We start from the raw sequence: 10,870 nt of genomic DNA, 5'->3' as shown, positions 1-10,870 counted from the left end.
ATTTTGAGGGAGGGGGTGTTTGGGGCTTTGGGTTGGTGCGGGTGGATTGGTGGGCTGAAGCCCACCCTACGATATGCACCCTACGATATACTGGAATGACGGCTGTGGGGATTTCTGTTTTTTTCCGATGGATTCCTGTGGTTTTTCGGTTACTGGATTCCCGCGTTCGCGGGAATGACGGCTGTGGGGGTTTGTGTGGTTGTTGGCGGATTGGTGGGCTGAAGCCCACCCTACAGCCCAGCCTACCGGATTCCCGTTTTCACGGGAATGACGAAGTTTCAGACGGCATTGCCCTCCGTCATTCCCGCCTGCGTGGGAATGACGGTCGGGGTCAGCGGAAGAAATCGCCCACGCCGGGGGGGAGTCCTTGCGTGAATGCGCCCATTGTTTTGTTTGCGGTTTCTTCGGCTTTGCCACGGGCGGATTTGAGGGCGGCGAGGATGAGGTCTTCGAGCATTTCTTTGTCGTCGGCGGCTTCTTGAATCAAATCGGGGCTGATGTCGATTTTGCGTACTTCGTGCGCGCAGGTCATTGTGATTTTGACCAAGCCGTTGCCTGCTTCGCCTTCGATTTCGGTTTCGGCAAGTTTGGCTTGCGCTTTTTTCATATTTTCCTGCATTTGCTGCGCCTGTTTCATCAGGCCGCCTAATCCGGCTTTTCCGAACATACTGAATACTCCTGTTTGTGTTTGAATGAATGAGGGAAACGGCAATGCCGTCCGAAGGGTTCGGGCGGCATTATATCTGTTTATGGCCGGTTTGCCGCCAATTCCAGTGATTCGGGCTGCCATTGCGCGCCGAATGCTTGGAGGATTTTTTGTGCGGCGGGGTCGGCTTCGAGCAATGCTTGTGCTTTTTGCCTGTCTTCGGATTGGACGCGCTTGTCCTGCATTGCGGGGGTTTCTCTGCCGGCTTCGTCGTGCCAGTCTTGGGTTTGCAGGGTGAGTTGCAGCCCGTAGGCTTGGGCAAGGGTGTCGCGGATTTTGTCGAGGCGTTTTTTATCGGCGGTGGCGCGTGCTTCGGCGGTCATCGCCAAAACCATCAGACCGGTGTCGGGATGGTATTCCGTCCACGCGGAGTGTTGCGCCGGCATTTGCGCCGCGCCGAGTTTGCGGGCGAAATGCCGGACGATGGCTGCCCAGTTTTCGGTGGAAAATTCGGGCGGCGGGGCGGACGGTGTGTTGTTTCCGCCGATGCCGCCTGCTTCTGCTTCTTCGTCCGCGCCTCCGCCTGCGGTATCGGCAGGGGCGGCGTGTTCCCAATCCGGCGGCGGGATTTCTGCGCCGTTTTCTACGGGGTAGTCATTATCCGGAAAGCCGTAACCGTAGAAAGGTTCTGCAGGGGCTTCGTGTGCAAATGCTTCCGTTTCAACGGCTTCATCATTCGGTGTTGTCTGAATGGGGTTTTCAGACGGCACTTCGGACAAGGAAGCTCCGGTTTCGTTGTCGGCTGCTTCGTTCTTGGAAACTTGGTTTTCGGGCGGCGTTCCGGCTTCGGATGCCGTCTGAATGCTTTTTGCCGATGCTTGCGCCGTGCCGGCTGCGGCTTGGGCTTCGTCTGGCGCGTCTTCCCAAGGCGGAACATCGTTGTTTTCTTGATTGGAAACGGGTCCGGCAGTTTTGCCTTCAGACGGCATTGCCGCTGCGGATGCCGTCTGAACGGGTGTTTGGGCGGTTTCTGCTTCAGGGCGCGGTTGGGGCTTTTTTGCGGCGGTTTCCTTTTCGGCGGTTTGTGCCGATGGGGATTGAAGTTCGGTATTTTCAATCACGGCGTTTGCATCACACGAAGCTGCCGCCAAGGGCGCAAACGCCAGCATACGCAGCAGGGTCATCATAAAGCCGGCGTATTCGTCGGGGGCGAGGCTTAGGTCGCGTTTGCCGTGGACGGCGATTTGGTAGTAAAGCTGGATTTGTTCGCCGCTTATGGTTTGGGCGAGGCGGTGCAAAATATCGGAATCGGGGTCGTCGTGCGCCAAGGCGGAGGGGACTGCCTGTATCAGGGCGAGGTGTTGCAGCAGTATGGCAAGTTCGCCCAAGGCGTTGTCAAAGCCGACGGCACACGCCGCCATTTCCTGCGCTTTGGCGGTCAGGGCTGCGCCGTCTTGATTGACGATGCCTGTCAGCAGTTCGTAAAGGTATTGTTTGTCGACCGCGCCGATCATTTGGCGGACATCGTTTTCGGCAACTTTGCCCGAACCTAGGGCGATGGCTTGGTCGAGCAGGCTCAAGGCATCGCGCATCGATCCGGCGGCGGCGCGTCCCAAAAGTTGCAGGGCGGCGGGTTCGTAGGCGATTTTTTCGCTGTCGAGGACGTGGGCGAGGTGGTCGGCAACCTGCTGCGCGGTCATATTGCGTAAGACGAATTGCAGGCAGCGGCTCAAGACGGTAACGGGAACTTTATGCGGATCGGTGGTGGCGAGGATGAATTTGACGTGTTCGGGCGGCTCTTCCAGCGTTTTGAGCATAGCGTTGAACGCGCTTTTGGAAAGCATATGCACTTCGTCGATGATATAGACTTTGTATTTGCCGGCAGTCGGCGCGTATTGGGCGTTTTCCAAGACTTCGCGGATGTTGTCGATGCCTGTGTTGGAGGCGGCATCGATTTCCAGCAGATCGACGTAGCGTCCGGCATCAATCTGCGTACAGCTTTCGCATACGCCGCAAGGTTCGCCGTGTTGCGCGTTTTCGCAGTTGAGGCTTTTGGCAAGGATGCGGGCGATGGTGGTTTTGCCCACGCCGCGCGTACCGGTCAGCAGGTAGGCGTGATGCAGCCTGCCTTCGTCCAAGGCATTTTGCAGGGCTTTGACGACGTGTTCCTGACCGACTAGGTCGGAAAAGGTTTTGGGCCGCCATTTTCGGGCGAGAACTTGATAGGCCATGTTTTTCTCTTGGTTTCGGTCGTGATGTTTCTGTCGGTGCTTCGGAGTGCCGTCTGAACGGCGGCTTCGGGCGGCGTATTCTAGCACTTTCGGTTTATTGTCCGCGCAAGAACAGTGCATCCAATTCTTTTAAAGTCAGTTTGACCCATGTCGGACGGCCGTGGTTGCATTGGTTGCTGCGCGGCGTGTTTTCCATATCGCGCAGGAGCGCATTCATTTCCGGCAGCGTAAGCTGGCGGCCGGCGCGGACTGAGCCGTGGCAGGACATGGTGGCGAGGATGTGGTTTTCATGTTCTTCGATGGTTTGGCTGCTGCCGACTTGGGCGAGTTCGCCCAATACATCTTTGGCCAGCGAAACGACGTCGGCTTTGCCGAGCATGGCGGGAACTGCACGGACAGCAAGGGTATTGCCGCCCATGTCGGACAATTCCAGCCCGAAGCCTGCCAGCGTTTCGGCATGATCGGCAAGGGCGGCGCATTCTTCGTGGGACGCGGCAAAGGTTACGGGAATAAGCAGGCGCTGGCTTTGCAGATTGCCGTTTTCTTGACGTTGGCGTTTCATTTTTTCGTAGTTGACGCGTTCGGCGGCGGCGTGCATATCGATGAGCAACAGGCTGTCTTCGGCTTGGGCAAGAATGTAGATGCCAAGTAATTGGGCAATGGCAAAACCGAGCGGCGGCAGTTCGGATTGGGACGGGATGCCGTCTGAAAGCGGCGTATCTGTTTGGGGAGCAGGCGTTTCAGACGGCATATTGCCGAAACGTGCCTGCTCGAATCGGCTTAACTCAAGGTCGATGTCGTCGGTTTTTTTGTAGAGTTCGGCATAAGTATTCATTGCCGTGCGGCTTTCGCGCAGGGACAGGCTGTGTTGTTGCGGCGCACGCGCGGCTTGGTAAGGCATAGGCGCGGTTTTGCCTGACGAACCGAAGGCATTACGTATATCGGGTTTGTTGCCCGTCGGGTAGTCGGATGCGCGATCAAACAGATTTTCGCTGTCGTTTTCAGACGGCATTGGTGCAGGCGTAACGCCGGTAATGTCATGCAGCACTTCGCCTGCGTTGCTGACGCTTTCGGTCAGGTTGGCGCGTGTGTCGGCAAGGGCTTTGTTGAGCGTGTGGAACACGAGTTGGTGTACCTGCTGGCTGTCGCGGAAGCGGATTTCGGTTTTGGTCGGGTGGACGTTGACATCCACGGCTTCGGGCGGCAGGTCGAGGAAGAGGACGAAAGCAGGGGTGAGGGCGTTGTGCAAAACGTCGCGGTATGCCTGCTTGACGGCGTGGAGCATCACTTTGTCGCGCACGAAGCGATGGTTGACGAAGCAGTATTGTTTGTCGGTTTTGCCTTTGGCAAAAGTCGGTTTGGCAATCGCGCCATAGAGCCGTAATGCGCCGCTGCCGCTGTCGATTTCTAGGGATGCCGTCTGAAAGTCTTTGCCGACGATGGCGGCGATGCGTTCGTGCAGGCTTTGGGTCGGGAGTTTGAACACTTGTTTGCCGTCGCGTTTGAGCGAGAAGGCAATGTGCGGATGCGCCAGCGCGAGGCGTTCGAGCATAGTGGCGCAGTGGGCGTATTCTGTATTTTCGGATTTGAGGAACTTGCGCCGCGCGGGGGTATTGAAGAAGAGTTCGGCGGCTTCGATGGTGGTGCCGACGGGGTGGGCGGCGGCGGCGGGGCTGCTGAGTTTGCCGTCTTCGGCTTTGACTTGGGTCGCGTGCGAACTGTCTTCTTGACGGCTGGTCAGGGTCAGGCGGCTGACGGAGGCGATGCTTGCCAAGCCTTCGCCGCGAAAGCCCATACTGGCGACGTGTTCCAAATCGTTTAAGGTTTTGATTTTGCTGGTAGCGTGTCGGTGGAGCGCAAGCTCGATGTCGTCCGGATGGATACCGCTGCCGTTGTCGCTGACGCGAATCAGGCGGATGCCGCCGCCCGCCAGCTCGACATCAATCGCTGTTGCGCCTGCATCGATACTGTTTTCAACGATTTCTTTCAAGGCGTTGGCAGGGCGTTCGACTACTTCGCCGGCGGCGATTTGGTTGACAAGATGGTCGGGCAGGGCGGCAATGCGTGGCATAAGATAGGCTTCCGTTGCAAAAAACGTCTTATTCTATAATAAAACCCCTTATCTTTCTGCCCGTATTCTTGATAAAAGCCGTTTATCCCGTTTGGAAAATACCAGTATAATCACGCCATATTCCGTAAAATTGGAGCACAAAGATGTATCACTACCAATCCGATGCCACACAATTCCTCAACCGCCTGATTGAAGAAAAACCTGAGTTGGAACAGCAGCGTTTGGAAAACAGGGGGCTTTTGTGGGATGTCGAACTTAGTTCCGAAGAACAGGAAAACTTCGAGGCGGCAAAAGTAGCGAAAAAACCTTATACCTATTACCAAGACTGAACCCGCCGAAATGACGACCAATCTGTCCAATGTCGCATCGGACCTGCAAAACTATTTAAACGCCATCGGCGAACCCGAACATTCCGTTTTGACGCGGCTGCGTGAGAAGACGGGGCATCACCGTATGGGCAAAATGGCGATTGCGCGCGAACAGGCGGCGGTTTTGGTTTGGCTGGCAAAGCTGATTCGCGCGGAAAAATATCTGGAAATCGGCGTGTTTACCGGATACAGCAGCACCGCGCTTGCATTGGCGTTGCCAGAACACGGGCGGATTACCGCCTGCGACATCAATGTAACCTTTACCGATACGGCGCGTCAGGTTTGGAACGAGGCCGGTGTAGCACATAAAATTAGCCTGCACCTGCAACCCGCATTGCTGACATTGGATGATTTGATTGCACAGGGTGAAGCCGGAAGCTACGATTTGGCACTGATAGACGCAGACAAACCGCCCACGCCGCAATATTTCGAGCGTTGCCTCAAACTCGTCCGGCAAGGCGGCATCATCGCCATTGACAATATTTTGTTGAACGGAAGGGTGATGAGCGAAGCGGCTTTTGATGCGCCGCCCAGTGTCAAAATTCTCAAAGATTTCAATCAAAACCTGCCGAACGATACGCGGATTGTCCCCATCACCCTGCCCGTCGGCGACGGTTTGACCCTGCTTCTGAAAAAATAATGAAGACCAAATTACCGCTTTTTATCATTTGGCTGTCTGTGTCCGCCTCCTGTGCTTCCGTTTCACCCGTTCCGGCAGGCGGCCAAACCGAAATGCCGACACGGGAAAATGCTTCAGACGGCATTCCCTATCCCGTTCCGACCTTGCAAGACCGTTTGGACTATCTGGAAAACAGGATTATTCGCCTGTCGAACGAAGTGGAAACCTTAAACGGCAAAGTCAAAGCACTGGAACACGCAAAAACACATTCTTCCGGCAGGACACCCGTCCAAAAACTCGACGACCGCAAGTTGAAAGAGCATTACCTCAATACCGAAGGCGGCAGCGCATCTGCACATACCGTCGAAACTGCACAAAACCTCTACAATCAGGCACTCAAACACTATCAAAACGGCAGGTTCGCCGCCGCAGCCGCCTTATTGAAGGGGGCGGACGGCGGAGACGGCGGCAGCATCGCGCAACGCAGTATGTACCTGTTGCTGCAAAGCAGGGCGCGTATGGGGAACTGCGAATCCGTCATCGAAATCGGAGGGCGTTACGCCAACCGTTTCAAAGACAGCCCAACCGCGCCCGAAGCCATATTCAAAATCGGCGAATGCCAATACAGGCTGCAGCAAAAAGACATTGCAAGGGCGACTTGGCGCAGCCTGATACAGGCTTACCCGGGCAGCCCGGCGGCAAAACGCGCCGCCGCTGCCGTACGCAAACGATAGTTTTTTCCGTTTTTCCGCTTTTTACCCCATCCCCACCAAGGAGAGATTTATGATTCAAGTCGGCATCATCATGGGCAGCAACAGCGATTGGCCCGTTATGCGGCAGGCAGCGCAGTTTCTTGAAGAGTTCGGCGTAGAATATGAGGCGCGCGTCGTTTCCGCACACCGCACTCCGGATTTAATGTTCCAATACGCTGAAACCGCACGGGCGCGCGGCATCAAAGCCATCATCGCCGGCGCGGGCGGCGCGGCGCATTTACCCGGTATGGTTGCTGCCAAGACCACCGTCCCCGTTTTGGGCGTACCCGTCCCCAGTAAATACCTGCGCGGCGAAGATTCGCTTTTATCGATTGTACAAATGCCCAAAGGCGTACCCGTCGCCACATTCGCCATCGGCGAGGCAGGCGCGGCCAATGCGGCATTGTTCGCCGTTTCCATGCTCGCCAATGAAAATCCCGAACTGGCGCAAAAACTGGCAGACTTTCGAGCCAAACAGGAACAGGCTGTTTTGAATATGGAATTGGAACAGATTTAAAACCCGCTGTCCGCGAATACACAAATGCCGTCTGAAGCCCTATTTCGGGTTTCAGACGGCATTTTTCCATCCTATTCCGCTGTTTCGGTCAGCGATGAGAACACTTTAAAATAAGTCGGGAAGGTTTTATGGGTGCATTTCGGGTCGTTGATGACGACGGGTACGCCCAATAGAGAAACCAGCGAGAAACACATCGCCATACGGTGGTCGTCGTAAGTGTCGATGACAGCGTCGGGCGTCAGCGTTTCGGGCGGGGTGATATGAATCGCTTCGGCTTCTTCAACGACTTTTGCACCGAGTTTGCGCAACTCATTTGCCATCGCGGCGATGCGGTCGGTCTCTTTGACGCGCCATGAACCGATATTGCGCAGCGTGCAGGTTTGTCCTGTGGCAAGCGCGACGATGGCGAGGGTCATGGCGGCATCGGGGATATGGTTCGCATCCAAATCAAAGGCTTGGACAGCACGTTCCTTCGGGCGTGAAACTTCGACGAAGTTTTCGCCCCAAACCACGTCCGCCCCGATTTTTTCCAGCTCGCGGGCAAAGGCGACATCGCCCTGTATGCTGTTTGCGCCGATACCGATAACACAGACGGGCGTGGCGGCAATCAAACCGGCTGCGAGGAAGTAGGACGCGCTGGAGGCATCGCCTTCGACGTGCAAGTGTTCGGGCGCGTGGTAGTGCGCATCGGCGGGAATTTTGAAAACGCGGTAGCCTTCATTGGCAACCTGTACGCCGAATTGCGCCATCAGTTTTAAAGTAATGTCGATATAGGGCTTGGAAATCAACTCGCCGACCATACGGATTTCAAATGCCTGTCCGGTCAGCGGCAACGCCATTAAAAGGGCGGTCAGAAACTGGCTGGACACATTGCCTTTAATCGGAATCACGCGTTCGCCGTTGTCTTGGCGTTCGCCGATATGAAGCGGCGGATAGTGTTCGTTGCCGAGATATTCGACATCGGCGCCGGCAATCCGCAGTGCATCGACCAAATCGCCGATGGGGCGTTCGTGCATACGAGGCACGCCGTGCAGGCGATAATCGCCGCCCAAAACGGCAAGCACGGCGGTTAACGGGCGGAACGCCGTGCCCGCATTGCCCAAAAACAAATCGGCAGTCCGATTGGGGAAACGCCCGCCTGTGCCGTGTACTTTCAGACGGTCTTCGGTAAGATATTCGATTTCAACGCCGAGTTTATCGAGTGCTTCGAGCATACGGTCGGTATCGTCGGATTTGAGCAGGGAATAGATTTCGCAAGTATTGTCGGACAGGGCGGCGAGCAGCAGGGTGCGGTTGCTGATGCTTTTGGAGCCGGGCAGGGCGACGGTGGAAGGTTTGAGACGGGCGGCGGGGAGGCGGAGGGATTCGGTCATGGCAAAACGTAAAACGTAAAACAGAAATAGGAAAGCAGCCATTATACTGAATACGGATGCCGTCTGAAAAACCGGGATACCGGCATTTTTAAGCCGGAAACCGGGAAACTTGGTTTTTTGTGCCGAAAAATTATTATTTGTGAATTTTTTGTTTCTAAAATTTTTTTACCGGCATATTTTCGGCTTTTGTTGCGGACAAGTGGCGTTTGCGGACGGTACGGCACGATTGCCAATTTCATAGAATTTGGTAGAATAGTCGCTGTTCAACGATAGACAAGCCGCCGATTTTCCGGGCGGCTTGTGTTTTTATTTTAATATCCGAACACACAAAGCAAGACGGTACGCGGTATGTTTGCTGCCGCAAACCGGTGTGCCGGAACATGGAGAATACGATTTTATGCAAAAAATCCCCCTGACCGTACGCGGTGCGGAATTGCTGAAACAGGAATTGCAGCAGCTTAAAAGCGTGGCACGCCCCGAAGTGATCGAAGCGATTGCCGAAGCCAGATCGCACGGCGATTTGTCCGAAAACGCCGAATACGAAGCCGCCAAAGAACGCCAAGGTTTTATCGAGGGCCGCATTTCCGAGTTGGAACACAAACTTTCCGTTGCCCATATTATTAATCCGACCGAAATCCATGCCGAAGGAAAAATCGTGTTCGGTACGACGGTTACGTTGGAAGATTTGGAAACGGAAGAACACGTTACCTATCAAATTGTCGGCGAAGACGAAGCGGATATCAAACAGGGCAAAATCTATGTCGGCTCTCCGATTGCACGCGCCCTAATCGGCAAGGAAGAAGGAGATACGGCGGAAGTTCAGGCTCCGGGCGGCGTACGCGAATACGACATTATCGAAGTTCAATATATTTGATTCGGCGGTAAAATGCGGTCTGAAGGCCGACCTTCGGTTTCAGACGGCATTTTCCATGCGGCTCCCCCTTTTCACGTTTAGGTTAAACATGCTATATTTCCGAACCTTTTAAACTGTTTTCCACGAGGTGGCGAAATGAGCGAAACTGCTAAAATCAAAGTCAACGACTTGCCTGAAGATGCAGAAAAACCAAATGAAGAAGTCGAATTGCCCGTTGCCAGCGACGATAAAAAAGGCGGACACAGCGAGGGCGGCTGCTGCGGTGCGTGCGGCGGCTGATTCGAATACGTCAAATCGGGGCATCTGAAAAGTTTTGCAAAATTTTCAGGTGTCCTTTTTTATTTCCAAAGTAAATGAATGAAATAATGCGGGTAGAAGATTTATTTGACCATGGGCTTGTGGTAGATTCGGTACCGTATTTGATATGATTTTAACAAATCGGGAGGGGCAATGTTTTGGTATGTAGTCGGCTTTTTCGCCTTTATCGTTTCGCTGCTGTCGCTGTGGGTCAATGCCAGCGCATTCGGCATGCAGGAAGACGATACCCCCCAATCGGATTATGAAAGACGTTTGGGCTTGGGTGCGAAGCTGAAAAACAAAAATACGCCGGATACGGAAGAAAAACGGCAATAAAGACAGCAAATGCCGTCTGAAAGGTTTTCAGACGGCATTTGCTTTGGAACGGATATAGTCGTTGATTCTAGGTTGATATGATCTCAATATACTCTTTGTATTCTAAGGGGATAGGTAGATTAAACACCAAATCCTTTAGAGGGTCTACATTTCTCCCCATTTTGTAACACAAATATAGCCGTTCATTAAGCTCAGCATAGATTCGTACATTCCTCAATTCATAGCTATTAATCGTTTCTAAATCGTCTCTATTTATTGACGCAATGATATCTTGTTCATTGTATTTCCCCGAGGAAGTATCTACTTCAAAGAGTCTGCCCCCACCATCTCCTATGATAAGAATTTTCTTTTCGTTTGGTGTTCCTTCCCAGAGCGTAATCCATCTACTTCCCATACCTAAGGGGTCTATCTTACGCTTTGGAGAGATATAGTTCTCAATCCCCTTAATATTCTGCCTGAAGATATTGCTGCTTTTAATGAATTGACGAGCAACAGTGGCGCAGAAAAGAATAGGAACTTGGGTTAAGTCTACATCATCCCAATTGTTATCAGTGTTAAATAGATTGAAAAACAGGAGTTCAGCCTTCCCTATCATCTGAGCGAGCACATACACCCTAGTTTCTCTTGATTCATCCTTTCGTTTAGTCTCAATGCTGATAACTTGATTATTCCTCCACCTTATTTCTGTCATATTTCTCATCTTAGTGAATTCCTTTGGTTTTCAGATGTTCAGTGGATTAACAAAAATCAGGACAAGGCGACGAAGCCGCAGACAGTACAAATAGT

General features: G+C 53.5%; 12 protein-coding genes and 1 other annotated feature. Of the genes, 7 read left to right on the top strand and 5 right to left on the bottom strand.

What is annotated here, in order from left to right:
• Positions 1 to 331: 331 nt before the first annotated feature.
• From KEM39_RS09750 to mutL, 3 genes are all read right to left on the bottom strand, one after another.
• Positions 332 to 667, bottom strand: a complete 336-nt coding sequence (locus tag KEM39_RS09750; protein WP_002219073.1) for a YbaB/EbfC family nucleoid-associated protein — start codon at positions 665 to 667, stop codon at positions 332 to 334.
• Between the two features lie 80 nt (positions 668 to 747).
• Positions 748 to 2,877: a DNA polymerase III subunit gamma/tau gene (gene dnaX / locus KEM39_RS09745; protein WP_118997228.1), complete on the bottom strand. Its 2,130-nt coding sequence runs from the start codon at positions 2,875 to 2,877 to the stop codon at positions 748 to 750.
• Positions 1,649 to 1,688: a sequence feature (This ribosomal frameshift element is known only in the genus Neisseria.), on the bottom strand. Its footprint overlaps the gene before it by 40 nt.
• 94 nt (positions 2,878 to 2,971) lie before the next feature.
• On the bottom strand, positions 2,972 to 4,948 hold the full coding sequence (gene mutL, locus KEM39_RS09740; protein WP_118997227.1) for a DNA mismatch repair endonuclease MutL: 1,977 nt from the start codon (positions 4,946 to 4,948) through the stop codon (positions 2,972 to 2,974).
• 143 nt (positions 4,949 to 5,091) lie between these two features.
• Between mutL and KEM39_RS09735 the strand changes: the two genes are divergently transcribed.
• From KEM39_RS09735 to purE, 4 genes are read left to right on the top strand one after another with little or no spacing between them, the layout of a single operon-like run.
• The gene (locus KEM39_RS09735; protein ID WP_003674504.1) at positions 5,092 to 5,277 is read left to right on the top strand and encodes a DUF3460 family protein; all 186 of its coding nucleotides are present in this window, start codon (positions 5,092 to 5,094) and stop codon (positions 5,275 to 5,277) included.
• Between the two features lie 10 nt (positions 5,278 to 5,287).
• Positions 5,288 to 5,956, top strand: coding sequence for an O-methyltransferase (locus KEM39_RS09730; protein ID WP_211709929.1), 669 nt, complete (start codon positions 5,288 to 5,290; stop codon positions 5,954 to 5,956).
• Positions 5,956 to 6,669 carry a tetratricopeptide repeat protein gene (locus KEM39_RS09725; protein ID WP_196428077.1) on the top strand — a complete coding sequence of 238 codons (714 nt, stop codon included), beginning with the start codon at positions 5,956 to 5,958 and terminating at the stop codon, positions 6,667 to 6,669. Before KEM39_RS09730 ends, KEM39_RS09725 begins: the two co-directional genes overlap by 1 nt.
• Before the next feature lie 49 nt (positions 6,670 to 6,718).
• The gene (purE, locus tag KEM39_RS09720) at positions 6,719 to 7,204 is read left to right on the top strand and encodes a 5-(carboxyamino)imidazole ribonucleotide mutase (RefSeq protein ID WP_196428078.1); all 486 of its coding nucleotides are present in this window, start codon (positions 6,719 to 6,721) and stop codon (positions 7,202 to 7,204) included.
• Positions 7,205 to 7,275: 71 nt separating this feature from the next.
• On the opposite strand, the gene aroA is transcribed toward purE, so the two are convergent.
• Entirely contained in the window at positions 7,276 to 8,577 is a 1,302-nt protein-coding gene (aroA, locus tag KEM39_RS09715) for a 3-phosphoshikimate 1-carboxyvinyltransferase (RefSeq protein ID WP_211709928.1), read from the bottom strand.
• Positions 8,578 to 8,974: 397 nt separating this feature from the next.
• Between aroA and greA the strand changes: the two genes are divergently transcribed.
• The 3 genes from greA to KEM39_RS09700 all read left to right on the top strand — a co-directional run bounded on the left by greA (position 8,975) and on the right by KEM39_RS09700 (position 10,084).
• Complete coding sequence (gene greA / locus KEM39_RS09710) at positions 8,975 to 9,451, top strand: transcription elongation factor GreA (protein ID WP_003709053.1); 477 nt, start codon at positions 8,975 to 8,977, stop codon at positions 9,449 to 9,451.
• A gap of 135 nt (positions 9,452 to 9,586) precedes the next feature.
• A complete protein-coding gene (locus tag KEM39_RS09705; RefSeq protein ID WP_042742377.1) occupies positions 9,587 to 9,730 on the top strand; it encodes a hypothetical protein in 144 nt (47 codons plus the stop codon).
• A 171-nt stretch (positions 9,731 to 9,901) separates the two neighbouring features.
• Entirely contained in the window at positions 9,902 to 10,084 is a 183-nt protein-coding gene (locus KEM39_RS09700) for a hypothetical protein (protein ID WP_211709927.1), read from the top strand.
• 67 nt (positions 10,085 to 10,151) lie between these two features.
• Here the strand turns inward: KEM39_RS09700 and KEM39_RS09695 are convergent, their stop codons facing one another.
• Positions 10,152 to 10,784 carry a hypothetical protein gene (locus KEM39_RS09695; protein WP_211709926.1) on the bottom strand — a complete coding sequence of 211 codons (633 nt, stop codon included), beginning with the start codon at positions 10,782 to 10,784 and terminating at the stop codon, positions 10,152 to 10,154.
• Positions 10,785 to 10,870 lie beyond the last annotated feature (86 nt).

It is taken from the genome of Neisseria sp. Marseille-Q1983, from assembly GCF_018224585.1.
GTDB lineage: Bacteria > Pseudomonadota > Gammaproteobacteria > Burkholderiales > Neisseriaceae > Neisseria > Neisseria polysaccharea.
The sequence above is the reverse complement of the archived record's forward strand: the minus strand, read 5'-3'. Positions and strand labels throughout refer to the sequence as shown.

What these genes read in the sequence shown, in the direction of transcription:
- KEM39_RS09700 (WP_211709927.1), top strand. Translation starts at nt 9,902, where the DNA reads ATGTTTTGGTATGTAGTCGGCTTTTTCGCCTTTATCGTTTCGCTGCTG.
- dnaX (WP_118997228.1), bottom strand. Translation starts at nt 2,877, where the DNA reads ATGGCCTATCAAGTTCTCGCCCGAAAATGGCGGCCCAAAACCTTTTCC.
- KEM39_RS09735 (WP_003674504.1), top strand. Translation starts at nt 5,092, where the DNA reads ATGTATCACTACCAATCCGATGCCACACAATTCCTCAACCGCCTGATT.
- KEM39_RS09730 (WP_211709929.1), top strand. Translation starts at nt 5,288, where the DNA reads ATGACGACCAATCTGTCCAATGTCGCATCGGACCTGCAAAACTATTTA.
- mutL (WP_118997227.1), bottom strand. Translation starts at nt 4,948, where the DNA reads ATGCCACGCATTGCCGCCCTGCCCGACCATCTTGTCAACCAAATCGCC.
- KEM39_RS09750 (WP_002219073.1), bottom strand. Translation starts at nt 667, where the DNA reads ATGTTCGGAAAAGCCGGATTAGGCGGCCTGATGAAACAGGCGCAGCAA.
- aroA (WP_211709928.1), bottom strand. Translation starts at nt 8,577, where the DNA reads ATGACCGAATCCCTCCGCCTCCCCGCCGCCCGTCTCAAACCTTCCACC.
- KEM39_RS09695 (WP_211709926.1), bottom strand. Translation starts at nt 10,784, where the DNA reads ATGAGAAATATGACAGAAATAAGGTGGAGGAATAATCAAGTTATCAGC.
- KEM39_RS09725 (WP_196428077.1), top strand. Translation starts at nt 5,956, where the DNA reads ATGAAGACCAAATTACCGCTTTTTATCATTTGGCTGTCTGTGTCCGCC.
- greA (WP_003709053.1), top strand. Translation starts at nt 8,975, where the DNA reads ATGCAAAAAATCCCCCTGACCGTACGCGGTGCGGAATTGCTGAAACAG.
- KEM39_RS09705 (WP_042742377.1), top strand. Translation starts at nt 9,587, where the DNA reads ATGAGCGAAACTGCTAAAATCAAAGTCAACGACTTGCCTGAAGATGCA.
- purE (WP_196428078.1), top strand. Translation starts at nt 6,719, where the DNA reads ATGATTCAAGTCGGCATCATCATGGGCAGCAACAGCGATTGGCCCGTT.